Raw genomic sequence first — 25,960 nt, 5'->3', positions numbered from 1 at the left:
GCCTGGGTTTCTTTTCCCCCTGTGGGGGGAAAACCCCCCCCACGGGCGGCGCAGCTGCTAGTCGTCGCCGATGGCGCCGGGGGCGGTCTTGGAGACCTCCATCAGGAACTCGACGTTGCTCTTCGACTTCTTCAGCCGATTGACGAGCAGGTCGATGGCCTGGTGGGTGTCGAGCCCCGAGAGCACGCGGCGCAGCTTGTGCACGACCGCGAACTCGTCCGGGTTCATCAGCAGCTCGTCCTTGCGGGTGCTGGACATGTTGACGTCGACCGCGGGGAACACCCGACGCTCGGCAATCTTGCGATCCAGCTTGAGCTCGGCGTTGCCGGTGCCCTTGAACTCCTCGAAGATCACCGTGTCACCGGTCGAGCCGGTCTCGACCAGCGCGGAGGCGATGATCGTCAGCGAGCCGCCGTTCTCGATGTTGCGGGCCGCGCCGAGGAAACGCTTCGGCGGGTACAGCGCGGTCGAGTCGACACCACCGGAGAGGATGCGTCCCGACGCGGGCGACGAGTTGTTGTACGCGCGGCCGAGCCGGGTGATCGAGTCGAGCAGCACGACCACGTCGCGACCGTTCTCGACGAGGCGCTTGGCCCGCTCGATCGCCAGCTCGGCGACCGAGGTGTGATCTGACGGCGGGCGATCGAAGGTGGAGGCAATGACCTCACCCTTGACCGAGCGCTGCATGTCGGTGACCTCTTCGGGTCGCTCGTCCACCAGCACGACCATCAGGTAGCACTCGGGATTGTTCGTGGCGATGGCGTTCGCGATGTCCTGAATCACCGTCGTCTTACCCGCCTTCGGCGGCGACACGATCAGGGCGCGCTGCCCCTTGCCGATCGGCATGACCAGGTCGATGACGCGGGTGGAGATGATGTTCGGCGTCGTCTCAAGCCGCAGCCGCTGGTTCGGGTACAGCGGGGTGAGCTTGCCGAACTCGGGGCGCTTGCGTGCGGCCTCGACGTCGCCGCCGTTGACGGTGTCGATCCGGACCAGCGGGTTGAACTTCTGCCGCTGACTGCCCCCGCCGCCGCCCTCGCCCTCACGCGGGACCCGGACCGCGCCGGTGATCGCGTCACCGCGACGCAGCCCGTTCTTGCGGATCAGGTTCATCGAGACGTAGACGTCGTTGGGTCCGGCGAGGTATCCGGACGTCCGGACGAAAGCATAGTTGTCGAGGACATCGAGGATGCCCGCGACGGGCTGCAGGACGTCATCCTCACGGATCTCGACATCACCGCCGCCGCCCTCACCGCGGTCACGTCCACGGCGACGTTCCCGGAAGCGGCGGCCACGCCTGCCGCGGCCCTCCCCCTCGTCGTCGCCGCCACGGTTGTCGCGGTCGTTGCGCGGTCCGTTGCCGCCCTGGCCGCGCTCGTCCTGGGTGCGGTCCTGGTTTCGGTCCTGGTTGTTCCGGCCGCCCTGGTTACGGTCGCGACGCGGACGGTCACCGCCGCCCTGCTCCTGCCGACCGGACTGACGCTCGGTCGACTGCTCGGCGGGTTCGGACTGCTCGGCGGCACCCGAACGGGAGGCACCGCGACGCTGACGCCCGCGGCGCCCGCCCTCGGCCTCACCGGCCTGCTCGCGGGGCTCGGCAGCTCCAGATCGCTCGTGGGGCTCGGCGGCACCCGAACGCTCGCGGGGCTCGGCGGCCTGCTCGCTGCGCTCGGACCCGGCCCGCGCCTCGCCCTTGGCGGGAGTGTTGCTCTTCGTGGGGGCTTCGACCTTCACGACGGGAGCCTTTTCGTCGGCGGCGGCCTGTGCCGTCTTGGTGGCGGCACCACCGGCCTGCTGCGTGGCGGAGCCACCGGACTGCCGCTCCTTGATCGCGGCGATCAGGTCGCCCTTGCGCATGCCGGAGGTGCCCTTGATGCCGAGCTCGCCAGCGAGCGCGCGCAATTCGGCGAGCACCATGCCGGAGAGTCCGGAGCCGCGACGCGCCTCGGCGCGCTTGGTTGCGGTAGCGACGGCCGGGGCCGCCCCTGAAGTCGGTGAACCGCCGGCCTGGCTCGTCGCGGCGGACGCCGCGGAATCGAGCACAGAAGTGGCGATCAGGTCCGTATCGGTCACGGAGGTCCTTTCCTTCCCTCGCCCGCGCGGCGCTGAGTCGAGGGGTTCGTCCAAGCAGCTCATTTACTGAACTCGGATATGCCGGACATGTTCGGGAAATGCCGGGCCGCTCGCCCGCATCTCGCACTCAGGCACGTCCTTCGACACCGACACCCCGCGAAGTCGAGTGCCTCGCGTACAGGGGATTCGGGCGAGAAAGACGCAGTCCGGAACTCGGGGCGGGTATCCGTGATTCCGAGTCTGACGACCGATGAGAATCCGATCGGAAGACTCCTGAGTCGGGAGTGATTGCCCTGAAGAGCACCGGCGACTGATACGCACGATGGGCGAACGACCTCAGGATAGCCGTGAACACGATTACGAGCAAGGAGAACCCGCCGGTGTGCTGCGGCACACCGGCGGGTCGCCGTGACAGTCCCCGGCGGGTCGCCGTGACAGTCCCCGGCGGGTCGCCGTGACAGTCCCCGGCGGGTCGCCGTGACAGTCCCCGGCGGGTCGCCGTGAGGGTCCCCGGCGGGTCGCCGTGAGGGTCCCCGGCGGGTCGCCGTGCGGGCGACCCGGTGGCCCGTCAGGAGACGCGGACCCCGTCCGCGACCTCGAGGTCGAGCACCCGCAGGCCCTCGGCCGCTGCGGTCGTGCGCAGGTCCTCGGGCAGCGGTTCGGTGGTCAGCGCCAGCACGGTGGGGCCCGCACCGGAGACGACGGCGGCGATTCCCCGACCGCGCAGCGTCTCGACCCAGCGGGTGGTCAGCGGCAGCGCGGATGCCCGCTGCCCCTGGTGCAGGCGGTCCTCGGTGGCGGTCATCAGCAGGTCCGGCCGTGAGGTGAGCGCAACCACCGCGAGCGCGGCGCGGCTGACGTTGAACGCCGCGTCGACATGCGGCACCGCATCGGGGAGCAGTCCGCGGGTGTGGGCGGTCGCGGACCGCTCCTCCGGCACCAGCGCGACGACGCGAATGCTCGGGTGCACGGCGAGCCGGACCGCACCGAAGCTGCGCGGCGAATTGGCGTCGTCCACGTCCTCGCTCCAGGAGACGACGGCGCCGCCGAGCACGCTGGCGGACGCATTGTCGGGGTGACCCTCGAACTCCGACGAGAGCTGAACCAGCTGCGCATCGGTGAGGGCCAGCGCGGGGTCGAGCAGGGCGACAAGGCCGTTGGCCGCGGCGAGACCACCGACGGCCGCCGACGCGGATGATCCGAGACCACGCGAATGCGGAATGACATTGCGACACACCACGTCCAGGCCACCCGCCCACACACCGGCCGCCTCGAGACCACGCTCGATGGCGCGGACCACCAGGTGGGAGGGTCCCCAGGGAACGTCCGAGGCCCCCTCCCCCTCGACGCGGACCGACAGTCCGGACTCGGTTGTGCTGACGGTGATCTCGTCGTACAGACCCAGCGCCATACCCAGCGTGTCGAACCCGGGGCCGAGGTTGGCCGTGGACGCGGGCACCCGCGCAGTCACGGTCAACCCCGTTGGCAAGGTCTGAGTCATCGCAGTGTCGTCGATTCGCTGTGCGGTCACTACACCAGCTCGAGCGCCGAGGCGACGGCCACCGGGTCGACCGGGATCGGCTGGACGGCAGGCATTCCCAGAAGTGCGGTATCGGGATCCTTGAGTCCGTTGCCGGTGACGGTGCAGACGACCGTCTGTCCGGCGTCGAGCCACCCTTCCTTGTGCGCGGCGAGCAGGCCCGCGACCGACGCGGCGGACGCAGGCTCGACGAAGACGCCCTCGGTGCGCGCGATCAGGCGGTATGCCTCGAGGATCTCGTCATCGGTCGCGGCGCGGAACGCCCCGTTCGACTGCTCCTTCGCGTTCACCGCGCCCTCCCACGATGCGGGCGCGCCGATACGGATCGCGGTCGCGATGGTCTCGGGGTCCTTGACCGGGGCGCCGTTCACCAGCGGGGCGGCACCTGCGGCCTGCACACCGAGCATCCGCGGCCGGACCGAGCTGATGCCGTCGGCGTAGTACTCGGAGTAGCCCTTCCAGTACGCCGTGATGTTGCCCGCATTCCCGACCGGCAGCGCATGGATGTCGGGGGCCTTGCCGAGCGCGTCGACGATCTCGAACGCCGCCGTCTTCTGTCCCTCGATCCGAACGGGGTTCACGGAGTTGACCAGGCCGATGGTCGGGAACTCGGCGGTGGTCTTGCGGGCGAGTTCGAGGCAGTCGTCGAAGTTGCCCTCGACCTGGATGATTTTGGCGCCGTGCATGACCGCCTGGGCAAGCTTGCCCATCGCGATCTTGCCCTGCGGGACGAGCACAGCACAGGTCATCTTCGCGACCGCGGCGTAGGCCGCCGCCGAGGCGGAGGTGTTGCCGGTGGACGCGCACAGCACGGCCTTCTGACCGCGGGCGAGGGCGTCGGTGACGGCCATCGTCATGCCGCGGTCCTTGAACGACCCGGTCGGGTTGAGGCCCTCGACCTTGAGGTACACCTCGCACCCGGTCAGCTCGGACAGGTGGCCCGCGGGAAGCAGCGGCGTCCCGCCCTCGCGCAGGGTGACGGTCTTCCAGTTCTCGCCGATCGCGAGACGATCCCGGTACGCCTCGATCAGGCCCGGCCAGGGCGTGTGAACGGGGGTGTGCTGACGAGGGCTATTCACTGGAACCTTCCAATCGGAGAACACTGGTGACCGCGGTGACGAAGTCGAGTTTGCCAAGGGCGGCAACAGTTTCGGACAGGGCGGCGTCGGTGGCACGGTGGGTGACGACGATCAGTCGCGCCCCGTCTCCCGCACCCTCCTGGCGCACCGTCGAGATCGAGACGTCATGCTTGGCGAATTCCGCCGCGACCGCGGAGAGCACACCGGCCCGGTCCGCGACCTGCATGTTGACGTAGTACCGGGTCGGGATCTCCCCGATCGGCGCGATCGGAAGGTCGGCATAGCTGGACTCGCGGGGCCCGCGGCTGCCGTTGACCTTGTTCCGTGCCGCCATCACCACGTCGCCCATCACCGCGGACGCGGTGGGGGCGCCGCCCGCGCCCTGCCCGTAGAACATCAATCGACCGGCGGCCTCGGCCTCGACGACGACCGCATTGAAGGCGCCGTTCACCGAGGCGAGCGGATGCTCGAGCGGAACGAGGGACGGGTAGACCCGGGCGGAGACCCGTTCGGTGCCGTCCTCCCCGACGAGACGCTCACAGATCGAGAGCAACTTGACGGTGCAGCCCAGCGACTTCGCGGCCTCGAGGTCCGCCGAGCTGATCGTCGAGATGCCCTCGCGGTAGACGTCGGCGGCGGTGACGCGGGTGTGGAACGCGATCGACGCGAGGATCGCGGCCTTGGCTGCGGCGTCGAAGCCCTCCACATCCGCGGTCGGGTCGGCCTCCGCGTAGCCGAGACGACCCGCCTCGGCGAGGGTGTCGGCGTAGTCGGCGCCGGTCTCGTCCATCGCGGACAGGATGAAGTTGGTGGTGCCGTTGACGATTCCGGCAACCCGGACGACCCGGTCACCGGCGAGCGACTGGGTCAACGGCCGGATCACCGGGATCGCACCGGCGACGGCGGCCTCGAAGTACAGGTCGGCGTTCTGCTTCTCCGCGGCCTCGGCCAGTTCCCCGGTGTACTCGGCGAGCAGCGCCTTGTTGGCGGTGACGACGGACTTGCCGGAGTTCAGGGCAGCGAGGATCAGCTTGCGCGGGACCTCGATTCCCCCGATCACCTCGACCACCACGTCCACGTCGGCGCGCGCGACGAGCGAATCCGCGTCCGTGGTCAGCAGCTCCTCCGGCACCCCCCGGTCGCCGTCGATCCGGCGAACGGCGATCCCCCGCACGACGAGCGGGGCGCCGACCCGGGACTCGAGGTCGCGGGCGTGTTCGCGGATGATCCGCACAACCTCGCTGCCCACGTTGCCGAGGCCGAGTACCGCCACACCGATCGCGGCGGCGTTCGGTTCAGTCATGTTGCTGTACCTCCAAGCTGAGCAGATCTTCCACGGTCTCCCTGCGCAGGACGAGACGGGGTTCTCCGTCGCGAACCGCGACCACGGCGGGCCGGGTGAGCAGGTTGTAGCGGCTGGACATCGAATAGCAGTATGCGCCGGTGGCCGCGACCGCGAGCAGGTCACCGGCTCCGACGTCGTCGGGCAGCCAGCCGTCACGGATCACGATGTCGCCGCTCTCGCAGTGCTTGCCCACCACTCGGGCGACGACGGGATCCGCGTGACTGTCCCGCGAGACCAGCCGACAGTCGTACTCGGCCTGGTACAGCGCGGTCCGGATATTGTCACTCATTCCGCCGTCCACGCTGACGTATCGGCGAGTTGCGTTGCCGTCCAGGCGGACATCCTTGACGGTGCCGACCTCGTACAACGTAACGGTGCCGGGGCCGGCGATGGCCCGACCGGGTTCGACCATCAGGGTCGGCACCGGCAGCCCGGCGGCGGCGGATTCGGTGGCGACGATGCTCGTCAGCTTCGCGGCCAGCTCGTCCACCGGCGGCGGATCGTCGCTCTCCAGGTAGGAGATCCCGAGGCCACCACCGAGGTCGATGATGTTCAGCTGCTCGGTCTTGTCGCTGCCGAACTCGTCGACGATCTCCCGCAGCAGCCCGATCACCCGGTGCGCCGCCAGTTCGAACCCGTCGACGTCGAAGATCTGCGAGCCGATGTGACTGTGCAGGCCGACGAGCCGAAGATTACCGGTCTCGAACACGCGCCGGACGGCCCCCCGCGCCGCACCACCGGACAACGAGAAGCCGAACTTCTGGTCCTCGTGGGCGGTGGCAATGAACTCGTGGGTGTGCGCCTCCACGCCGACCGTGATCCGGATCAGCACGTCCTGCACGACACCGAGGTCGGCCGCGACGGCGTCGAGCCGGTCGATCTCCTGCATCGAGTCCAGCACGATGTGCCCGACCCCCGCCGAGACCGCGGCCCGCAGTTCGGCGACCGACTTGTTGTTGCCGTGCATCGTGATCCGCTCCGCGGGGAACCCACCGTGCAGCGCGACCGCCAGCTCGCCGCCGGAGGCCACGTCCATCGACAACCCCTCGTCGGCGACCCACCGGGCGATCTCGGCGCTCAGGAACGCCTTCGACGCGTAGTGGACGCGGTCCGCGCCGCCGAACGCGCGGGCCATGTCGCGGCAGCGGGACCGGAAGTCGTCCTCGTCGATCACGAACAGCGGGGTGCCGTACCGCTCGGCCAGGTCGGTGACCGGGACACCGGCGAGGCGGACGACGCCGTCCGCCCCGCGGGCGGCGCCGCGCGGCCACACCGCGGCAGGAAGTGCCGCCATCTGCGCCGGGGCGGTTGGCCGAGGCGGCAGCCCCGGCGCGTGCGGGATGTCCGCGTGCCGCGGTCCGGCGGGATGCGCGTTCACATCCGCTCCGGTGCGCTGACACCGAGCAGGCCGAGACCGTTCTCGAGGACCTGGCGGGTGGCACCGCACAGCGCGAGCCGCGCGGTGTGCAGGTCGCCGGCAGGCTCGTCGCCCTGCGGCAGGACGCGGCAGTCGGTGTAGAAGCGGTGGTAGGTGCCGGCCAGTTCCTCGAGGTAGCGGGCGACGCGGTGCGGTTCCCGCAGGTCCGCGGCGGTCCCGACGACCTTCGGGAAGTCGCCGATGGTGCGGATCAGGTCGCCCTCACGCTCGTGGGTGAGCAGCTCACACCGCGGGTTCTCCGTGGTCAGCCCGAGGTCCGCGGCGTTGCGGGCCAGCGACGCCAGCCGAGCATGCGCGTACTGCACGTAGTAGACCGGGTTCTCGCTGGTGGTGCTGGCCCACAGCTCGAGGTCGATGTCGAGGCTCGAATCCACCGACGAGCGGATCATCGCGTACCTGGCGGCATCGACGCCGATCGCCTCGACGAGGTCGTCGAGGGTGATGACGGTGCCCGCCCGCTTGCTCATCTTGACCGCGACCCCGTCGCGGACCAGGTTGACCATCTGGCCGATCAGCACCTCGACGGTCGCCGGATCGTCGCCGAACGCCGCTGCTGCGGCCTTGAGCCGGCCGATGTAGCCGTGATGGTCGGCACCGAGCATGTAAATGCACAGGTCGAAGCCGCGGGAACGCTTGTCCTGGAAGTACGCGATGTCGCCCGCGATGTAGGCGGCGTTGCCGTCGGACTTGATGACGACGCGGTCCTTGTCGTCACCGAAGTCGGTGCTCTTGAGCCACCAGGCCCCGTCCTCCTCGTACAGGTTGCCGCTCGACTTGAGGGTGGCGACGGCCCGCTCCACCGCACCGGACTCGAACAGCGAGTTCTCGTGGAAGTAGACGTCGAAGTCGGTTCCGAACTCGTGCAGGGTCCGCTTGATGTGGTCGAACATCATCGCCACACCGATCGAGCGGAACACCTCCTGCTGCTCGTCGACGGGGAGCGCGAGCGCGTCGGGACGCTGCGCGAGCACGTCGGCGGCGATGTCCACGATGTACGCACCGGCGTACCCGTCCTCGGGTGCGGGCTCCCCCTTCGCGGACGCGATCAGCGACCGGGCGAACCGGTCGATCTGGGCACCGTGATCGTTGAAGTAGTACTCCCGGGTGACGTCCGCGCCCTGGGCGGCGAGGATCCGGCCGAGCGCGTCACCGACCGCGGCCCACCGGGTGCCGCCGAGGTGGATCGGCCCGGTCGGGTTCGCGGACACGAACTCCAGGTTGATCCGCCGACCCTCCTGCGCGGTCGAGCTTCCGTAGCTCTGCCCGGCGGCGATCGCCTTCGCCACGATGGCGCCCTGCGCCGCTGCGGCGAGCCGGATGTTGAGGAAGCCGGGGCCAGCGATCTCGGCGGAGTCGATGCCGTCCGCCGCGGTGAGCGCCTCGGCGAGCCAGGTCGCCAGCTCACGCGGGTTGACCCCGGCCTTCTTCGCCACCTGCATCGCGACGTTGCTCGCGTAGTCGCCGTGCTCGGGGTTGCGCGGACGCTCGACGGTCAGCGTCGCGGGCAGGACGGCGGCGTCGAGATCGTGGTCGGTGAGGACCTTCGCGGCGGTGACACGAAGGAGTTCGGCAAGGTCGGCGGGAGTCACGGGTATTCATCCTATGGGCTGGCCGTTCAAAGCCTGCGCTCAGGCACTGAACGTACAGTGGGACGACCATAGGGGGCACCTGTCACCTCGACAGCGGGCGCCCCGCCCCCGAGACACGACGTCCACTTCAGCGAAAGAGCACTGACAGATGCCGAGCGGTTCGGAAAATCGCGGCGCCAAGAGCAGCGCCAAATCCGCCAAGGCCATCAAGGCTGCCAACAAGCGTTCCGGTGGCTCCGCCAAGGGCGGGCTGCCGACGCAGCGCAACATCCCCTGGTTGACGATCGGGGCCGCGGTCGCGGTGATCGCGTTGATCGCGCTGCTTGCCGTGAACCTGGTGCCGAAGTACCAGGACAAGGCCGAGGCCGACAAGTTCGCCCCCAGCGAGTCGAACCCGGACCCGTCGACGAATATCGACGGCGTCGTGAAGCTCGACTACCCGGCGGCACTGCACGTGTCCGCGGAGCAGCGGGTCGCGTACGACCAGACCCCGCCGTTCGGTGGCCCGCACGACGCGACCTGGGCCACCTGCACGGGTGTCGTCTACCCGAACCCGATCCGCACCGAGAACGCGGTGCACTCGCTCGAGCACGGCGCCGTCTGGATCACCTACAACCCCGACACCGTGTCCGACGAGGAGCGGCAGCAGCTCGTCGACCGGGTCGACGGCAAGGCGTACATGCTGATGTCGCCGTACCCGGGCATGGACACGCCGATCTCGCTGCAGAGCTGGGGTCACCAGCTCAAGGTCGACGGCGCCGACGACCCGCGGATCAACCAGTTCATCGCCGCGCTGCGACTGAACAACTTCGGCGCGTACCCGGAGAAGGGCGCGAGCTGCTCGACGATCCCCGGCGCGTTTGATCCCGACAACCCGCCCGCGTTCGACCCGTCGACGCCGGGACCCGACGCGGTCTCGATGGACGGCGAGGGCCTCACCCCGGACGCGTCCGAGATCGGCGGCGCCGGCCTGCCGATGGCCCCCGAGCCTGCGCCCGCGAGCTGACATGACCGCAACGAACAGCTCCGAAACCGGCCGCAGCCAGCGCACCGCGCTCGCCGTGCTCGGCGTGGTCGCGGCGATCGCGGTCGGGTTCGGGCTCGGGTTCTTCGCGAATCAGTTCCTGCACGACGACCGACCCGCCGACCCGGTCGCGGGGTCGGTGGATGTCGGATTCGCGCAGGACATGATGGTGCACCACAACCAGGCGGTGGAGATGTCCGCGATCGCGATCGCGAACGCCACCGATCCGATGGTCCGGGACCTCGCGTACGACATCCTGACCACGCAGCAGAACCAGATCGGTCAGATGACCGGCTGGTTGTCGTTGTGGGACCAGCCGCTGCTGTCGACCGACGACTACATGACGTGGATGGGCGACGGACACGACGGCATGGCACACGACGGCACGGCACACGGCGGTGCGGCGACGACGGCACCGGCGGGGGGAACGCAGATGCCGGGGATGGCGACGTCCGAGGACATGGCCGCGCTGCGGCAGGCCAGGGGCCCCGAGGCGGACGTGCTGTTCCTGCAGTTGATGCTCCGGCACCATCAGGGTGGGCTGCCGATGATGGAATACGGCGCGCAGCGCGCCGAGGTGCCGACGGTGCGCGGACTCGCGCAGACGATGGTCGACACCCAGCAGAGCGAGTCCGACCGGATGACGCAGCTGCTCGCCGAGAAGGGCGCGGCCCCGCTCCCGATGAACTGATGAACGGGGGTTCATGGGTCATCGCAGGTCCGAACATGACCCATGAACCCCCGTTCATCGCAGGTCAGCGGCGCGAATAGGGAATCCGGCGTCGCATGCGTTACAGTAAGCCAGCCCAACCGGCACACCGATTTCTCGGTGCGCCCCCGTAGCTCAGGGGATAGAGCGTTCGCCTCCGGAGCGAAAGGTCGCAGGTTCGAATCCTGCCGGGGGCACTCGCATTTCGAGTGCACCACACATGCAGAAGGCCCCGGTCGACAGTGTCGACCGGGGCCTTCTGCCGTTGCGCTATCCCATCGCGGCGAGCGGCGCCATGTCGAAGTAGTCCCGCCACCCGGAGATCCTGCCGTCCTCGGTGACCTCGAAGACCCCCATCACCGGGAGTTCGATGGTGGTGCCGCCGATCGTGAACACGTCGGTGCGCTCGTTCATCACCACCGGCCCGGTGGTCGCCTGGTGGTGCACCCGATACTCGACGCCACCGGTCTGGCCGAGGAACCCGGCGATGAACTCCCTGATCGCATCCCTACCGACGATCGGCTGCATCGGAATGTTGTGGTACACCGCGTCTTCGGTGAAGTACGCGGCAAGAGCGTCGGCGTCGGCGTCCTTCCACCGCGCACAGAATTCGGTGACGAGCTGGTCAGGTGTCATGGGTGTTCCCTTCGTGAGTGCGGCTGCGCCGCCCGTGCGTGATTTTCACCCCGGTCGGGGTGAAAATCACTCACAGTTCCTGGAGTTGGGCGACGACGTCCGCGAACTGCGAGTCGTCGACCGGGTCCGCGGGTGGCGCGAGGGTGATGCCGTCGACGAGGCCGCCGACGCGCTCACCGATCACGGCGGCGAGCTCGGGATAGCGTGCGATCGGCAGCAACGCGGCGAGGACGTCGTCGGTGACGACGGCGGGCAGGCCCTCCCACTCGTCCGCGCGAACCATCCGGGCGAGCGACTGCTGCAGGTGCCCGAGGTCGGCGTGCTCAAGCCCCCGCCGGTAGGCGGGCGTCGAATACAGGAAAGCGAGCTGGCGCCGCTGACGCTCACGCTCCCGGGCCAGGTCCGCGTCCGAGGCCCCGCTGATCACCCGGACCCCGGCGATGACATCGAGGTCGGCGAGGACCCGACCGGACCCGGCCGCGCCCTCGGCGAGCGCGGGCCGAATGTCCTCGGCGATGCTGCGGGGCCCGGAGGTGGGGTGCCCGAGATAGCCGTCGGCCACCTCCCCCGCCACCCGGCACATCCGGCGCCCCACCCCACCGAGGTAGATCGGCGGCTCCGGCGGCAGGTCACCGCCGTCGTACGGGTTGAAGTCCGACTGCATCCGGGTGAACCGGTAGTGCTCCCCGACGAACGGAACCAGCTCACCGGTGCGGAACGTCGCAAACGCGGCCCGGACCACGCGCACGTACTCACGCATCCGCGCCGCCGGATCGGACCACGGCATCGCGTACCGCTCCTCGATGTTCTGCCGTATCTGGGTGCCGAGCCCCAGCTGGAACCGCCCGCCCGACAGCCGAGCCAGGTCCCAGGCCGTATAGGCGGTGAGCACCGGACTCCGCACGAACGCCACCGCGATCGAGGTGCGCACCGTGACCAGCGACGTTGCCTGCAGCGCCTGCGCCGCGAGCAGGAACGGGTCGTGCATCGTCTCCGAGACGTGCATGCCGTCGTAGCCGAGGGCCTCGACGCGGCGGGCGTACGCACCGATCGCCGCGGGCCCGAGGCGCGGGTCGGTGGTGGCGTACACCCTCATCCGAGCGCCCCCGAGCCCGAGCGAACGGAACATTCATTCGATCGGATCGACTGAACGCTTCCGTTCAGTCGGGGCATGGGGCGGGCTCAATGACGGCGGTGATCGCGGTGATCTCGGCGCCGGGCACGGCGAAGTGCTCGGTCAGCGCGACGGTGTGCGTCTGGTCCCCCACCGCCATATCCAGCAGGAATCGCGCGACGACATCGGTGCCGAACTCGGTGAACGTGAGGTTCCGGATCGCGGTCAGCGGCAGGTACTGCGCCGCGGTCTCGAGCTCGCGGACGATCCCCGGTCCGGAATCGCCCGTCCGCTTGCCGTTCTCGACGCGGAAGCAGTCCGCGGCCAGCCGCACCTTGCTCGCGTCGTGGCTCAGCAGCGAGCCGAGGTACTCGCGCACCATCGCGACCCGCGGGCTGTCCGCGGTCGTCCCGGTCAGGTCCGCGATGCCTGCCAGCAACGCCTGCGCCAGCTCGGGCCTGCAGATCAGCAGATCCGGCAGATACGGGTGCGGCTCGTTGTATGCGAGCGGCGACCCGTCGATCCGGGAGCAGTGCAGCCCCGCCGCCAGCGCGACCCCGACCGGCGCCGCGGAGTCCCACTCCCACTGCCCACCGGCGTGCACGTAGGCGTCGGCCGCCCCGCGCAGCACCGCCATCGCCTTCGCGCCCGCCGAGCCCATCGGCGCGACATCGCCGCCGACCCGCTCCGCGAGCGGCCCGACGAACTCCGGTGGGCGGCTGTCGCTGACCAGGATGCGCGGGCGGGGCCGCTCCTCGGCCGCGGCCGTGCAGGTGTCGCTGCGGAACACCCGGTCGAGGGCGGGCTGCGCGACCGCGGCCGCGGTGATCCCGAGGCCGCGCTCCCACAGCGCGACGTGCACCGCCCAGTCGACGCGGCCGGGCAGCCCGTACTCGCGGGACCCGTCGAGCGGGTCGACGATCCACACCCGGTCGACGCCCAGCCGGGCCGGGTCGTCGGCGGACTCCTCGGACAGCACCGCGTCCGCCGGGCGGTGCTCGGCGAGCATCCGCAGCAGCAAGGTGTTCGCCTCCCGGTCGCCGCGGCGGCTCAGGTCGCGGGCGGCGTCCTTCGGCAGCGGATCCGGGCCGAGCTCGCGGGCCCGCAGGTCGAGCAGCAGGTCGCCGGCGCGGCCGGCCATCTCGGCCGCGAGCTGGGCGTCGTCGAGGTCGTGGTGGATGCTCATCGGGTCAGATACTCCATGATCGCGGCCGCCTGCGCGACCGGGTCCCCGTCGTCGGGGGTGAGCACCAGCTCGGCGCGTTCGGGGCGCTCGTAGGGGTCGTCGACCCCGGTGAACCCGGTGATCTCCCCCGCCCGGGCCTTGGCATACATGCCCTTCGGATCTCGGGCCTCGCACTGCTCGATCGGGGTGTCGACGAACACCTCGACGAATCGCAGGCCCGCCGCCTCGTGTTCGGCACGGACCCGATCCCGATCCTCCCGGTAGGGGCTGATCAGCGAGGCGACCGCGACCACCCCGGAGTCCGCGAACAACTGGGCGACCGCCCCGACGCGGCGGACGTTCTCGGCGCGGTCGGCGGCCCCGAACCCGAGGTCGGCATTGAGTCCGTGCCGGAGATTGTCGCCGTCGAGCCGGTAGGCGGGCACCCCCGAGGCGATCAGCCGCCGTTCGAGTTCGACGGCGACGGTGGACTTCCCGGACGCAGACAGGCCGGTGAGCCACACCGTGGCCCCACGGGTGGGGCGGTCGTCGCGGGCCACGGTCGCCGCATGCCACACCACCTTCGAGTCGGGCAGGGTCGGCCCGGTGATCATGCCCGCGGCGACGGTGTTGCCGGTGGCGTCGTCGACCAGCAGGAAGCTGCCGGTGACCCGGTTGCGGCGGTACGGGTCGAACAACAGCGGCTGCTGGGTGTGCAGCTGGATGCGTCCGATCTCGTTGAGCGACAGCGACTGTGCCGTCTCGTCGCGGTGCAGCGTGTTGACGTCGAGCCGGTAGTCGAGCCGCTGCACCCGCGCCGTGCTGGCGCGGGTGGTGTGCAGGACGGTGTAGCGGGCCTCGGGCCGCAGCGACGACGCCTCGGTGAGCCAGCACACCATCGCGTCGAGCTCCTGCCCGACCAGCGGACGGTTGTTCGGCCTGCACAGCGTGTCGCCGCGGCTGAGGTCGATCTCGTCGGCGAGCTGCACGCACACCGCGGACGGCGCAAACGCCTCGGTGACCGGGCTGCCTCCGGGCCCCCAGATCGCCGAGATCGTCGAGGTGACCCCGGACGGCAGCGCGACCACCTCGTCGCCCGGCTTGAACACCCCGCTGGCGACGGTGCCCGCGTAGCCACGGAAGTCGTGCAGGTCGGAGTCGGTCTGCTGGTGCGGGCGGATCACGTACTGGATCGGCAGCCGGGCGTCGATGAGGTTGCGGTCGGATCCGATGTGCACCTCCTCGAGGTGGTGCAGCAGCGATGACCCCTCGTACCACGGCATGTTCTCGGTGCGGGTGACGATGTTGTCGCCCTCGAGCGCGGAGACCGGAATGAACGTGAGGTCGTGCACGTCGAGTTTGGTGGCGAACTGCGCGAACTCGTCCTTGATCTCCTCGAACCGGTCCTGCGACCAGCCGACGAGGTCCATCTTGTTGACGCACAGCACCAGGTGCGGGATGCCGAGCAGGGTGGACAGGAACGCGTGCCTGCGGGTCTGCTCGAGGATGCCCTTGCGGGCGTCGACGAGGATCAGCGCGAGGTCCGCGGTGGAGGCACCGGTGACCATGTTGCGGGTGTACTGCTCGTGGCCGGGGGTGTCGGCGATGATGAACTTGCGCTGCGGCGTCGCAAAGTAGCGGTACGCGACGTCGATGGTGATGCCCTGCTCGCGTTCGGCACGCAGTCCGTCGGTGAGCAGCGCGAGGTCGGTGTGGGCGGCGCCGCGGTCGCGGCTGCTGCGTTCGACCGCCTCGAGCTGGTCCTCGAAGATCGACTTGGAGTCGTACAGCAGCCTGCCGATCAGGGTGGACTTGCCGTCGTCGACGCTGCCCGCGGTCGCGACGCGCAGCAGGTGTCGGGTGGTGGCCATCAGAAGTAGCCCTCCTTCTTGCGATCTTCCATGCCCGCCTCGGAGATCCGGTCGTCGGCGCGGGTTGCGCCGCGTTCGGTGATGCGGCTGGCCGCGATCTCGGTGACGACCTCGTCGGCGGTTGCCGCGGACGACTCGACGCAGCCGGTGCAGGTCGCATCGCCGACGGTCCGGAACCGGACCAGCTCCTCCCGGGGTTCCTCTCCGGGCAGCACGGTCAGGAACCGGGTGTGCGCCAACAGCATTCCGTCGCGTTCGACAACGGGACGCCGGTGCGCGTAGTAGATGTCCGGGAGCTCGATGCGCTCCTCGGCGATGTACTGCCAGATGTCGAGTTCGGTCCAGTTGGACAGCGGGAACACCCGGATGTGCTCCCCCTTCCGATGCCTGCCGTTGTACAGGTTCCACAGTTCGGGGCGCTGCGCCTTGGGATTCCACTGCCCGAACTCGTCCCGGAAGCTGAACACCCGCTCCTTGGCGCGAGCCTTCTCCTCGTCGCGGCGGGCACCGCCGAACACGGCGTCGAAGCGGTTCTCCCGGATGCCGCGCAGCAGCGAATGCGTCTGCAGCCGGTTGCGGCTCGCGCGCGGACCGGTCTCCTCGACGACGGTGCCCGCGGCGATGTCGTCCTCGACGCTCGCAACGACGAGCCGCAGGCCGAGCCGGTCGACGGTACGGTCCCGGAACTCGATGACCTCGTCGAAGTTGTGGCCGGTGTCGACGTGCATCACCGGCAGCGGCAGCGGCGCCGGCCAGAATGCCTTGGCGGCGAGGTGCAGCATCACCACCGAGTCCTTGCCGCCGGAGAACAGCAGCCCGGGGCGTTCGAAGGTCGCGGCCACCTCGCGGAAGATGTGGACCGCCTCGGCCTCGAGCGCCTGCAGGTGCGTCAGCTCGTAGGCGGGCGGGGAATTCAGGGTTGTCACGCGCAACTCCTCGGACGAGAAAGTGGTACACATTTGTACCGCACCGGTTCATACTTCGCCTGTGCGCCGAGAATAGAACGCGTTCCACCGAATGGTCAATGGTTCAGCCGCGCACCGGCGGACGACCACCGATCTCCGCGGTGACGGCATCCGCAACGGCAACGAGCGCCGCACCGCGCCGGGCGATCTCGGCGCCGCTGATGGCGCCGCCGACGTCGAGGGTGAGCACGAGCGCCTGGTGACCGTCGCCGTCGTAGCAGGGTGCGGCAATGAGACTGACCGGGTAGTCGACGTCCTCGTCGGTCTCGCTGTGCAGGTAGACCCGCTCCCCGAGACTCGAGACCACCTCACCGATCAGTTCCTTGAGTTCGGCGGGCACGTCCCGCCCGGCGACACCCGCCATCAGCGAGAACAGCTTCCGCCCGACCGGGGTGAGCCGTTCGACGAGGTAGCCGACCCGACGGCAGTCCTCGACCACGCGGCCGAGCAGGTCACGGTCAAGGACGACGGGCAACGCCGGGTCGCGCCGCAGCCACGCCTCCAGCTCGTCGTCGCCGCCCCACAGGACGTACATCAGCCCGACGGGGGGCGCAAACGGGTAGGACTGTCCGGCGCGGGCCGCGGTGCGCCCCAACGTGACTCCGGGAGGTGTCACGTTCTCGAGGATCGTCACCTGGTCGCCGACGACGGCGGACGCCGTGCACACAGCGCCGCACGCGGCGGCGAGGCCCTCGAGGTGAGTCCGGGCGATCGGACCGATCGCGAAGCCGCGCTGCGCGGCGCGCCCGGCCGCGATGAGCGCAGGCCCGAGACCGTACGTCTTGTCTCGTCGATCGCGGGTGAGGTACCCGGCCGCGACCAGCTCGGACACGATGCCGAGGCAGGTCGGCTTGCTGATACCGATGGCGCGGGCGAGTTCGGACAGCCCATACCGCTGATCGGGCCGCGCGACCAGATAGTCGATCACCTGCACGACGCGCGCGGTCGGCGGCGAACGACGCCCGGCCGGCTCGGAGGCGTCGGTGGATTCGGCAGAGATCATTGACCACTCCTTGAAACACGTTCTATCGTCGGACCACCACGTGATCTACCACTCAGGTACATATTTGTACCACTCGACCGAAGGAGCACGGTGTGCTGACGGACCCCCTCGCCGAGGCGATCGCCGAGGCCGAGAAACTCGTGGCGGACGCCCCCCACATCCGGTCGGAACAGGACCTGCTCGAGGGCATGCAGTACCTCGCAGGCGGAATCCTCGCGACCGTGCACGCGGCGTGGGCCACCGAGAAGACCCATCCGAGCTTCATCTCCGGGACCGGGCCGTTCACCAAGATGGGCCTCGACAACCCGGACACCCTGTACTTCGGGGCCCGGATCAACGACGACGCCGAGTACATCGTGACCGGAACCCGCGGCACCACCGCGGATCTGAGCTTCCAGGTGCTCAGCGGCAACTACACGAACTCGAACGTGCCCGGCAGCGAGATCGCATTCGACGACCGCGAACTGCACATCGAGCGCGACGGCAGCTTCGTCGCCACGTTCGGGCCGAGCCCCGCCGACGGGCGCCGCAACCACTTCACCCTCGCCCCCGGCTCGTCGCAGCTCGTGGTCCGCGAGGTGTACAGCGACTGGAGCCAGCAGCGCGGCACCATCCGCATCGAGCGGGCCGACCGGATCGGAGTGCCGCCGCCCGCGCTCACCATGGAGGAGACCGAGAAGCGGTTCGCCCGCGCGGGCAAGGCCCTCGTCGGGCGGGTCAAGACGTGGCTGCAATTCCCGCAGTGGTTCTACGACACCCTGCCGGTCAACACGATGACCGCACCGCGGCTGACCCCGGGCGGACTGGCCACCCAGTATTCGTCGGTGGGGCACTACGAGCTTGCCGACGACGAGGCGATGATCATCACCGTCCCGAAATCCGATGCGCCGTACCAGGGTTTCCAGCTGGGTAGCCTGTGGTACATCTCGCTCGACTACCTCGACCACCAGACGTCGCTGAACAACGCGCAGGCCCAGGTGGATCCGGACGGGATGATCCGGATGGTCCTGTCCGAGCGCAATCCCGGCGTCGTCAACTGGCTCGAGGCCCTCGGCCACCCCCGCGGCTACCTGCAGTTCCGGTGGCAGCGCACGTCGCGGGAGTTCACGCCCGCCGACGGTCCGACCGTGGAGGTCGTGAAGTTCGACGATCTCGCCGCGACCCTCCCGTTCCACGACAACAACACCATCACGCCGGAGGACTACGCCGCTCGCATCGCGGCGCGCCGATCCGCCGTCGCCGACCGAATGCTGGGGTAAACCACATGCCGAATCTGTTGCAGGACAAGATCGTCGTCGTCTCGGGGGTGGGACCGGCGCTCGGCCGCACCCTCGCGCTGCGGTGCGCCGAGGCGGGCGCCGACCTGGTGCTTGCCGCGCGAACGCAGTCGCGTCTCGACGAGGTGGCCAAGGAGGTCGCCGACCTCGGCCGCCGAGCGCTGACCGTCGCCACCGACATCACCGACCAGGCATCGGTGGAGAACCTCGTCGCGGCGGTCGACGAGTCGTACGGGCGGGTCGACGTGCTGATCAACAACGCCTTCTCGGTGCCGTCGATGAAGCCCCTCGAACGCACCGACTACCAGCACATGCGGGATGCCGTCGAGCTGACCGTGTTCGGTGCGCTGCGGCTGACCCAGCTGTTCACCCCCGCCCTCGCCGACTCAAAGGGCGCGGTGGTCAACGTGAACTCGATGGTGCTGCGGCACTCGCAGGAGCGCTACGGCAGCTACAAGATGGCCAAGTCGGCGTTGCTCTCGGTGTCGCAGTCGCTGGCGACCGAGCTGGGCCCCAAGGGGATCCGAATCAACTCCGTCGCACCGGGCTACATCTGGGGTGACACCCTGCAGCAGTACTTCGCGTACCAGGCGAACAAGTACGGCACCACCGTCGAGCAGATCTACGAGCACACCGCGGCGGGCACCGATCTCAAGCGCCTACCCACCACCGACGAGGTCACCGACGCGGTGATCTTCCTTGCGTCGTCGATGGCGAGCGGCATCACCGGCCAGTGCCTCGACGTCAACTGCGGCGAGTTCCACCACTAGGAGAGACGACCCAACATGACAGAACGCACCACAGTCGGCACGGTTGAGGACCTGCACGCCTCGGCAACCCGGATGACCGGCCTGACCGACTTCGGCGTCGACGACTACACCGAAGCGCTCGGCGTCCTGTTGGACTCGTACGCCCGCGACGAGGACCTGACCCCGTTCGGCAGCAAGATCTCCCGGGTATTCCTGCGCGGGGCCCTGGTCGCCCGGCTGCTGTCCGAGGCGGCCTGGCAGCAGCATCCCCAGCACGCCGACGTCGCGATCGAGCGCCCGATCTTCGTCACCGGCCTGCCGCGCACCGGCACCACCGCCCTGCACCGGTTGCTCACCGTGGACCCGGCGCACCAGGGTCTGGAGATGTGGCTGACCGAGATGCCGCAGCCGCGCCCTCCGCGGGAGACGTGGGAGACGAACCCGGTGTTCGCCGGGATCGAGGCCCAGTTCAGCCAGCATCACGTCGAGCACCCCGAGTTCATGGGCGTGCACTACATGTCGGCGGCCGAGGTCGAGGAGTGCTGGCAGCTGCTTCGGCAGACCTTCAAGTCGGTCTCCTACGAGTGCCTGGCGAACCTGCCGACGTACTCGAAGTGGCTCGCTGGCCAGAACTGGACGAATGCCTATGCCCGCCACAAGAAGAACCTGCAGCTGATCGGCCTGCCCAACCAGGACCGGCGGTGGGTGCTGAAGAACCCGAGCCACCTGTTCGCGCTCGACGAGCTGATGGCGGTGTACCCCGACGCGCTGATCGTGCAGACGCATCGGCCGCCGAGCACCATCATGGCGTCGGCCTGCAGCCTCGCCGAGCAGGCAACCGACGGCTGGTCGAACAGGTTCCGCGGCGAGGTCATCGGCCGAGGGCAGCTCGAACTGTGGGCCCGCGGCCTGGAGACGTTCACCTCGGCTCGCGCGAAGTACGACCCGGCGCAGTTCATCGACGTCGACTTCACGGACTTCCACGCCGACCCGCTCGGCACGGTGGAGGGGATCTACTCGCGGTTCGGCCTCCCGCTGAGTTCGGCGGCCCAGCAGAACATGGAGGCGCTGCACGCCGACTCGCAGACCGGCGACCGCAAGCCAGCGCACCGGTACACCCTTGCGGAGTATGGGCTGACCGAGGTCGAGGTCGACGAGCGGTTCTCGTTCTGACCGTCCCGGCCTACACCCCGGATTCGGCTTGCTGGGCAATCAGCTCCGCGAGCCGGTCCGGGGCCTCGTCGGGAATCCAGTGGCTCACGCCGTGGAGCACCTCGAACCGGTAGGGACCGGCGACGTGCCGCGCGGTGAGTTCGGCTCCCGCCCGGCCCAGCATCGCGTCGCGGTCGCTCCACACGTGCAGGGTCGGGACCGTGATCCGCTCGCCGGGGTGACGCGGATCCGCGAACGGCAGGGCGCGATACCAGTTCAGGGCGCCGCGTGCCCGGGAGTGCTCGCGCATCGGCGCCAGATCCCGGTCGGCGCACTCCGCGGTCATCCCGGTACCGATCAGGTGGCGCCGCACCCGGGTGCCCGCCGCGAACATCCGCTCGGGCACGACCGGAGCCTGGAACGCGGCCATATACCAGGACAGCAGGAACTGCCGGGTGGTCAGCAGCGACCGAACGAACGCGGCCGGGTGCGGCACCGACACCGCGGTCAGGGTCCGCACCAGGTCCGGTCGCGCGCCGGCAACCCACCATGCCGCGGCGGCACCCCAGTCGTGCCCGACCAGGTGCACGGGGCCGAGACCGGCCTGGTCGATCAGCGCGACGACGTCGGCGGTCAGCTCCGATGCGCGGTACGCCCACCGCGACCGCGGCCGGGCCCCTGGCGAGGCGCCCCGCAGATCCGGTGCGAGGGTGCGGAACCCGCGGGCATGCAACTGCTGCGCGACCCCGACCCAGGACCGGGAGTCCTGCGGGAAGCCGTGCAACAGGACGACCGGGACCCCGTCGATCGGGCCCTCGTCCCGAACGTCGAAGACCAGGCCGGACCGGGTGACCGCGCCGATGCGGCTCACACGCGTTCCCGCTGCCGGATCGTCCCCCGGTCGGAGCGCTGCCCCGCGCGCAGGAACCGGCCCGTCCCGGTGTCCCCATAGCCGTCCGTGAATCGACCGTCCCGGAAGACGATTCGACCGTTGACCGCGGTCGCGACGGCGGCGCGGTCGTTGCGGTTGACCATCCGTCGCAGGCCCCCGTACTCGGCGACCGGTTCCTCGAACAGCGCGTCGACGGTGTCGTCGAGTCCGGCCGGGTCGACCACGACGAAGTCCGCGCGGTCACCGAGGCGCAGGTGCCCGGCATCGAGTCCGTACCAGTCGGCCAGTTCGCCGGTCAGCCGGTGCACGGCGCGTTCGACGGTCAGGAACGGCCGACGGTCGTGCCTGACATCGTTGACCCGCTTGAGGAGTCGGATCGGGAAGTTGTAGAACGCCATGTTCCGCAGGTGTGCGCCCGCATCGCCGAACCCCATCTGCACACCGGAACTCGCGGCCAGCATTCGCGCGTACCGGGGACGGTGGTTGGCGACGGTGGTGCGCCAGCGCAGGTCGCGACCGTGTGCGACGACGAGGTCGAGGTATGCGTCCACCGGGTGCACGCCCCGCTCGTCGGCGACCTGCCCGAAGCTCTTGCCGACGGTCGTCTCGTCCGGGCACCCAACGATCACGGCGTCGTGGAAGTCGCGGTGCCAGATCCGCGGCGCCCACTTGTTGTCGTAGTCCCTGCGGAACCAGCGCCGGTACTGCTCGTCCCGGAGCAGGTCGTTGCGGTCGACCTCGTCCCGCAGGTGCAGCGCGGCGGCGCCAGCACCGAACTCCTCGAACACGACAAGGTCGATGCCGTCGGCGTACACGGTGAACGGAACGGGCAGGTGCTGCCAGCGGAAGTCGGTCCTGGCGAACCGGTTCAGCAGCGGCGCGGCCGTGAGCATGAAGTACACCAGCGCCGGGTAGGCCTTGGAGTCGGCGCCCGACAGCAGCGACGTCTTGAGTCGGCGGCCGCGGCCGATCCCGGAACTCTCGGCGAAGAACGCGGCGACGTTCGGGTGCAGGTTGATCGTCGGCGCGGACTGCAGGATCCGACCGCGGCTACGAAGGATCCGGTTGAGGAACCGCAGCTCGCGCCACCGCGCGTAGGTGGACGGCAGGGACCGGGACCGGTACTCGTCGCCGTCAATCTTGTCGAGGGCGTTCGTCATCGAGGACAGCCCGAGCAGGCCCGCGTCGAGCGCGGCGGTGAGCATCGCGCCCATCGCGTCGAGTTCGCCGGCGGTGGGCGTCACCGTCCGGTCGGTGCCGCGCCCGATCCCGAGGACGGCGGTCCGGATGTCGGAGTGGCCGATGAACGCGGCGACATTGGGGCCGAGGGGAAGGTTCTCGAGCGCGCCGACGTACTCGGCGGGCGACGACCACGTCTTCTTCTCGTCGAGGATCCGCAGCACCGCGTCGTGCGGGACGGCCTCGACCCGGCTGAACAGGTCCGCGCACTCGCGGGGTGTCGAGAACACCGTGGACAGGGAGCAGTTGCCGAGCACCACGGTCGTGACGCCGTGCCGCACCGACTCCCCGAGGCCCGGATTGACCAGCGCCTCGGCGTCGTAGTGGGTGTGGACGTCGACGAAGCCGGGCAGCACCCACTTGCCTGCGGCGTCGATCACCTCGGTGTGCGGACCGATCGGGAGCGGCTCGGGGCTGACGGCCGCGACCACGCCGTCCCGGATGCCGAGATTGCGGCGCAGCGCGGGCGTCCCGGTCCCGTCGAACCACAGTCCACCGGTCAGCACGATGTCGAAGTCGGCCATGTCCACCCCTCGCCCAGGTATGTGTGACGAGAGGTTACGCATTTGACAGAAGGGGCGTCAACGACGGAACAGGATCAAGATCAGAAAATTGGGTTAGCCTACCCTGTTCACGGCACGGCTTCTTAGTGTAGCCTCGCCTGAGAAGGTAGGGCTGGAGGTTCCCCGACATGTACGTCTGCGTTTGCGAGGCCACCACCGAGGAGACGGTGCATCAGTGCATCTCCGCGGGGGCACGGACCGCCAAGCACGTCGCGCTGGGCTGCGGCGCCGGACGCGGACGCGGCTGCGGCATGTGCCGCGACCGAATCAAGTCGATGATCGAACAGCACTACGCCACCGTCGAATGCGAGGACGAGCCGATCAGCGCCTGACGCGACCCGCGCCCCAAATACACCGTGTGAAAGCACCCGGTGAGGGTTAGGCTGAACCCACTGTTCAGCCCACCCCCATCGGAGGTGTCATGCGCGGCGACGACGAGGTCATTGCTCTTCTGAACGAGCAGTTGACCAGCGAGCTCACGGCAATCAACCAGTACTTTCTGCACTCGAAGATGCAGGCCAACTGGGGCCTGACGAAGATCGCGGAGAAGACTCGCCAGGAGTCCTTCGAGGAGATGCAGCACGCGGAGATCCTCACCGACCGCATCCTGATGCTCGAGGCACTGCCGAATTACCAGCGGATCCTGCCGCTCCGCATCGGCCAGACGATCCGGGAGCAGTTCGTCTCGGACCTGGCCATCGAGGTCGAGGTCGTGCAGCGGCTGCGACCCGGCATCACGATGTGCCGAGGCAAGGGCGACCACACCTCCGCGGGCATCTTCGAGCGGATCCTCGCCGAGGAGGAAGAACACGTCGACTACCTCGAGACGCAGCTTGAGCTGATCGACAAGCTCGGCGAGCAGCTCTACCTCGCCCAGTGCGTCGAACAGCCCCCGAACGTCGGCTGACGGGTCAGCGGCCGCGGATCGCCAGCATCGCGCTGAACCCGGCCGCGCACAGCGCGAAGAGGACCGAACAGGCCGCGAACGCGGTGCTGCCGAGCGTGGTGGCGCCGAGGATGGTGGTCCCTGCGCCGGTCCCGATGTACAGCACCGAGTTGTTCCACGAGACGGCGGGGGCACGACGATCGGCCATCACCGTGGTCAGGTACACCTGCGCGGTGGCGAAGAAGCCGGTGCCCGCGAAGAAGGACAGCACGAACCCGGCAAGGGCCACCGGCCACGTTCCGGCGGTGGTCGCGACCCCCAGCCCGACGGCCATCAGCAGTCCCCAGCCGACGCTGAGCACCGACACGTGCCTGCCCGCCGACGTCCAGTGGTCGATCAGCGGTCCCGCGAGCAGCGACCCGACCAGCGACCCGATGCCAACGACCATGCCGACCAGGCCGAGCACGCCGGTGCCGAACCCGAACTTCGTCGCGAACAGCGCGCCCGCGTATGCGTAGGTGCCGAGCCGCGCGGCCTGGACGAAGAAGTTGCCCGCCATGATCGTGCGGAACACACCGACCCGCCACAACCCGAACGACGAGCGCAGCGCCAGCAGCGGCGCCCCGGTGCGGTTCGCGACCCGCGCCGGCTCCCGCAGCCGCAGCGCGATGAGCGTCCCCGCGACGACCAGACCCAGCGCCACCGCGGCGAACGCGAACCGCCAACTCAGCGCGGCCGCGGCGAAGGTGGCCAGCGGTACCCCGACGATCTGGCCGCCCGCGTACGCCGCGGACCCGCCCGCGATCGCGCGGCCGCGTTCCCGCGGGGCCGCCGTCTCGGCGAGGTAGGCCCACATCGCCGGGCCGACCAGAGCGCCCCCGACTCCCCCGATCACCCGGGCGGCGAGCAGCCAGCCGAGACCTGGCGCGATCGCGCACAGCGCCTCGCCTGCCGCGAACACGGCAACGCCCGACAGGATCACCCGCTTCCGCGGCAGGTGTTCGGTGAGCGCGCCGAGCAGCGGGCTTGCCGCCGCGTAGGACAACCCGAACACCGTCACCACCCAGGCTGCCGCGGGGATGGACACCCCGAAGTCGGTGGAGATCGTCGGCAGCAGCGGGGACGCAAGGAACAGCTCCGCGCCCATCAGGAAGAACACGGCGCGGATCAGCGCATGCTGCGCCCACGGCGTGCGCGGTTCGGTCACGTGGTCACTACCTCCGCGAAGAACGGTACCGCCGCCGCGTTCTCGGCCACCGGTCCACACCCCGGTCCCGGTGCGGCAGCGTGGGATGATGACGGACATGCCGTCACGACCCTTGCCGCTGGACCCGATCGAGGAGGCGCACCGCCAGTGGGAGGCGCACGGGTGGGGCGCTGTCGCCGACGGGATGGCCGCGGTGACCTCCGTGATGCGGGCGCAGCAGATCATGATCGCCCGGGTCGAAGAGGCGCTCAAGCCGACCGGGCTGACCTTTTCCCGGTACGAACTGCTGACCCTGCTGACCTTCACCCGCACCGGGGCGCTGCCGATGGCGAAGGCCAGTGCGCGCCTTCAGGTTCACCCGACCTCGGTCACCAATGCCGTCGACCGACTCGAGAAGGCGGGCCTGGTGCGCCGGGTGCCGCATCCGAGCGACCGGCACACGAC

General features: G+C 69.6%; 22 protein-coding genes, 1 tRNA gene and 1 pseudogene. 9 read left to right on the top strand and 15 right to left on the bottom strand.

All coding sequences use genetic code 11. The features are described from left to right. Positions 1–57: 57 nt before the first annotated feature. From rho to argS, 6 genes are all read right to left on the bottom strand, one after another. On the bottom strand, positions 58–2,073 hold the full coding sequence (gene rho / locus ACWF62_RS01485) for a transcription termination factor Rho (RefSeq protein ID WP_378569773.1): 2,016 nt from the start codon (positions 2,071–2,073) through the stop codon (positions 58–60). Positions 2,074–2,641: 568 nt separating this feature from the next. Then, positions 2,642–3,574 carry a homoserine kinase gene (thrB, locus tag ACWF62_RS01480; protein ID WP_378569772.1) on the bottom strand — a complete coding sequence of 311 codons (933 nt, stop codon included), beginning with the start codon at positions 3,572–3,574 and terminating at the stop codon, positions 2,642–2,644. Positions 3,575–3,603: 29 nt separating this feature from the next. Continuing rightward, entirely contained in the window at positions 3,604–4,692 is a 1,089-nt protein-coding gene (gene thrC, locus ACWF62_RS01475) for a threonine synthase (RefSeq protein WP_378569771.1), read from the bottom strand. Continuing rightward, positions 4,685–5,995, bottom strand: a complete 1,311-nt coding sequence (locus ACWF62_RS01470; RefSeq protein WP_378506002.1) for a homoserine dehydrogenase — start codon at positions 5,993–5,995, stop codon at positions 4,685–4,687. Before ACWF62_RS01470 ends, thrC begins: the two co-directional genes overlap by 8 nt. Then, positions 5,988–7,415: a diaminopimelate decarboxylase gene (gene lysA / locus ACWF62_RS01465; RefSeq protein WP_452629268.1), complete on the bottom strand. Its 1,428-nt coding sequence runs from the start codon at positions 7,413–7,415 to the stop codon at positions 5,988–5,990. The genes ACWF62_RS01470 and lysA overlap by 8 nt, the downstream gene beginning before the upstream one ends. Then, the gene (gene argS / locus ACWF62_RS01460; protein WP_452629267.1) at positions 7,412–9,064 is read right to left on the bottom strand and encodes an arginine--tRNA ligase; all 1,653 of its coding nucleotides are present in this window, start codon (positions 9,062–9,064) and stop codon (positions 7,412–7,414) included. Before argS ends, lysA begins: the two co-directional genes overlap by 4 nt. A gap of 148 nt (positions 9,065–9,212) precedes the next feature. On the opposite strand from argS, the gene ACWF62_RS01455 reads away from it, so the two are divergent. The 3 genes from ACWF62_RS01455 (at position 9,213) to ACWF62_RS01445 (ending at position 10,994) form a co-directional block, all read left to right on the top strand. Next, entirely contained in the window at positions 9,213–10,070 is an 858-nt protein-coding gene (locus ACWF62_RS01455; protein WP_378569768.1) for a DUF3105 domain-containing protein, read from the top strand. Position 10,071: 1 nt separating this feature from the next. Then, positions 10,072–10,779 carry a DUF305 domain-containing protein gene (locus ACWF62_RS01450; protein WP_452629266.1) on the top strand — a complete coding sequence of 236 codons (708 nt, stop codon included), beginning with the start codon at positions 10,072–10,074 and terminating at the stop codon, positions 10,777–10,779. A 142-nt stretch (positions 10,780–10,921) separates the two neighbouring features. Further along, a tRNA-Arg gene (locus ACWF62_RS01445) sits at positions 10,922–10,994 on the top strand. 73 nt (positions 10,995–11,067) lie between these two features. Here the strand turns inward: ACWF62_RS01445 and ACWF62_RS01440 are convergent. The 6 genes from ACWF62_RS01440 to ACWF62_RS01415 all read right to left on the bottom strand — a co-directional run bounded on the left by ACWF62_RS01440 (position 11,068) and on the right by ACWF62_RS01415 (position 17,551). Continuing rightward, positions 11,068–11,433: an SgcJ/EcaC family oxidoreductase gene (locus ACWF62_RS01440; protein WP_378569766.1), complete on the bottom strand. Its 366-nt coding sequence runs from the start codon at positions 11,431–11,433 to the stop codon at positions 11,068–11,070. A 70-nt stretch (positions 11,434–11,503) separates the two neighbouring features. Further along, on the bottom strand, positions 11,504–12,529 hold the full coding sequence (locus ACWF62_RS01435; RefSeq protein ID WP_378569765.1) for a TIGR03617 family F420-dependent LLM class oxidoreductase: 1,026 nt from the start codon (positions 12,527–12,529) through the stop codon (positions 11,504–11,506). A gap of 64 nt (positions 12,530–12,593) precedes the next feature. Continuing rightward, positions 12,594–13,733, bottom strand: coding sequence for a 3'(2'),5'-bisphosphate nucleotidase CysQ (locus ACWF62_RS01430; RefSeq protein WP_452629265.1), 1,140 nt, complete (start codon positions 13,731–13,733; stop codon positions 12,594–12,596). Then, entirely contained in the window at positions 13,730–15,583 is a 1,854-nt protein-coding gene (cysC, locus tag ACWF62_RS01425) for an adenylyl-sulfate kinase (protein ID WP_452629264.1), read from the bottom strand. Before cysC ends, ACWF62_RS01430 begins: the two co-directional genes overlap by 4 nt. After that, entirely contained in the window at positions 15,583–16,542 is a 960-nt protein-coding gene (gene cysD / locus ACWF62_RS01420) for a sulfate adenylyltransferase subunit CysD (RefSeq protein ID WP_452629263.1), read from the bottom strand. Before cysD ends, cysC begins: the two co-directional genes overlap by 1 nt. Positions 16,543–16,612: 70 nt before the next feature. Then, positions 16,613–17,551 (bottom strand): IclR family transcriptional regulator, encoded by a 939-nt coding sequence (locus ACWF62_RS01415; RefSeq protein ID WP_452629262.1) that lies wholly within the window; start codon positions 17,549–17,551, stop codon positions 16,613–16,615. 92 nt (positions 17,552–17,643) lie between these two features. Between ACWF62_RS01415 and ACWF62_RS01410 the strand changes: the two genes are divergently transcribed. From ACWF62_RS01410 to ACWF62_RS01400, 3 genes are read left to right on the top strand one after another with little or no spacing between them, the layout of a single operon-like run. After that, positions 17,644–18,810: a hypothetical protein gene (locus ACWF62_RS01410; RefSeq protein ID WP_378569760.1), complete on the top strand. Its 1,167-nt coding sequence runs from the start codon at positions 17,644–17,646 to the stop codon at positions 18,808–18,810. A 5-nt stretch (positions 18,811–18,815) separates the two neighbouring features. After that, positions 18,816–19,598 carry an SDR family oxidoreductase gene (locus tag ACWF62_RS01405; RefSeq protein ID WP_378569759.1) on the top strand — a complete coding sequence of 261 codons (783 nt, stop codon included), beginning with the start codon at positions 18,816–18,818 and terminating at the stop codon, positions 19,596–19,598. A gap of 15 nt (positions 19,599–19,613) precedes the next feature. Beyond that, positions 19,614–20,750: a sulfotransferase family protein gene (locus ACWF62_RS01400; RefSeq protein WP_452629261.1), complete on the top strand. Its 1,137-nt coding sequence runs from the start codon at positions 19,614–19,616 to the stop codon at positions 20,748–20,750. A gap of 10 nt (positions 20,751–20,760) precedes the next feature. Here ACWF62_RS01400 and ACWF62_RS01395 read toward each other — a convergent pair whose 3' ends face one another. Both ACWF62_RS01395 and ACWF62_RS01390 read right to left on the bottom strand, forming a co-directional pair. Next, entirely contained in the window at positions 20,761–21,600 is an 840-nt protein-coding gene (locus ACWF62_RS01395) for an alpha/beta fold hydrolase (protein ID WP_452629260.1), read from the bottom strand. Then, positions 21,597–23,384: an N-acyl-D-amino-acid deacylase family protein gene (locus ACWF62_RS01390; RefSeq protein WP_452629259.1), complete on the bottom strand. Its 1,788-nt coding sequence runs from the start codon at positions 23,382–23,384 to the stop codon at positions 21,597–21,599. Before ACWF62_RS01390 ends, ACWF62_RS01395 begins: the two co-directional genes overlap by 4 nt. A 167-nt stretch (positions 23,385–23,551) precedes the next feature. On the opposite strand from ACWF62_RS01390, the gene ACWF62_RS01385 reads away from it, so the two are divergent. Both ACWF62_RS01385 and bfr read left to right on the top strand, forming a co-directional pair. Beyond that, positions 23,552–23,755, top strand: a complete 204-nt coding sequence (locus tag ACWF62_RS01385) for a (2Fe-2S)-binding protein (protein ID WP_378505986.1) — start codon at positions 23,552–23,554, stop codon at positions 23,753–23,755. Positions 23,756–23,844: 89 nt separating this feature from the next. Further along, positions 23,845–24,330 (top strand): bacterioferritin, encoded by a 486-nt coding sequence (gene bfr / locus ACWF62_RS01380; protein WP_378505985.1) that lies wholly within the window; start codon positions 23,845–23,847, stop codon positions 24,328–24,330. Between the two features lie 4 nt (positions 24,331–24,334). Here bfr and ACWF62_RS01375 read toward each other — a convergent pair whose 3' ends face one another. Then, positions 24,335–25,516 carry an MFS transporter gene (locus ACWF62_RS01375; RefSeq protein WP_452629258.1) on the bottom strand — a complete coding sequence of 394 codons (1,182 nt, stop codon included), beginning with the start codon at positions 25,514–25,516 and terminating at the stop codon, positions 24,335–24,337. 97 nt (positions 25,517–25,613) lie between these two features. Between ACWF62_RS01375 and ACWF62_RS01370 the strand changes: the two are divergent. Further along, positions 25,614–25,960: pseudogene (locus tag ACWF62_RS01370) on the top strand (MarR family winged helix-turn-helix transcriptional regulator); the annotation flags it as partial.

It is taken from the genome of Rhodococcus sp. NPDC054953 (genome assembly GCF_053609225.1).
This window is presented reverse-complemented; position numbering and strand designations above follow the sequence as displayed.

Coding starts and splice junctions, on each gene's coding strand:
- thrB (WP_378569772.1), bottom strand. CDS start 3,574: ATGACTCAGACCTTGCCAACGGGGTTGACCGTGACTGCGCGGGTGCCC.
- ACWF62_RS01470 (WP_378506002.1), bottom strand. CDS start 5,995: ATGACTGAACCGAACGCCGCCGCGATCGGTGTGGCGGTACTCGGCCTC.
- ACWF62_RS01455 (WP_378569768.1), top strand. CDS start 9,213: ATGCCGAGCGGTTCGGAAAATCGCGGCGCCAAGAGCAGCGCCAAATCC.
- ACWF62_RS01450 (WP_452629266.1), top strand. CDS start 10,072: ATGACCGCAACGAACAGCTCCGAAACCGGCCGCAGCCAGCGCACCGCG.
- ACWF62_RS01440 (WP_378569766.1), bottom strand. CDS start 11,433: ATGACACCTGACCAGCTCGTCACCGAATTCTGTGCGCGGTGGAAGGAC.
- ACWF62_RS01435 (WP_378569765.1), bottom strand. CDS start 12,529: ATGAGGGTGTACGCCACCACCGACCCGCGCCTCGGGCCCGCGGCGATC.
- ACWF62_RS01430 (WP_452629265.1), bottom strand. CDS start 13,733: ATGAGCATCCACCACGACCTCGACGACGCCCAGCTCGCGGCCGAGATG.
- cysC (WP_452629264.1), bottom strand. CDS start 15,583: ATGGCCACCACCCGACACCTGCTGCGCGTCGCGACCGCGGGCAGCGTC.
- cysD (WP_452629263.1), bottom strand. CDS start 16,542: ATGTGTACCACTTTCTCGTCCGAGGAGTTGCGCGTGACAACCCTGAAT.
- ACWF62_RS01415 (WP_452629262.1), bottom strand. CDS start 17,551: ATGATCTCTGCCGAATCCACCGACGCCTCCGAGCCGGCCGGGCGTCGT.
- ACWF62_RS01405 (WP_378569759.1), top strand. CDS start 18,816: ATGCCGAATCTGTTGCAGGACAAGATCGTCGTCGTCTCGGGGGTGGGA.
- ACWF62_RS01400 (WP_452629261.1), top strand. CDS start 19,614: ATGACAGAACGCACCACAGTCGGCACGGTTGAGGACCTGCACGCCTCG.
- ACWF62_RS01390 (WP_452629259.1), bottom strand. CDS start 23,384: ATGGCCGACTTCGACATCGTGCTGACCGGTGGACTGTGGTTCGACGGG.
- ACWF62_RS01385 (WP_378505986.1), top strand. CDS start 23,552: ATGTACGTCTGCGTTTGCGAGGCCACCACCGAGGAGACGGTGCATCAG.
- bfr (WP_378505985.1), top strand. CDS start 23,845: ATGCGCGGCGACGACGAGGTCATTGCTCTTCTGAACGAGCAGTTGACC.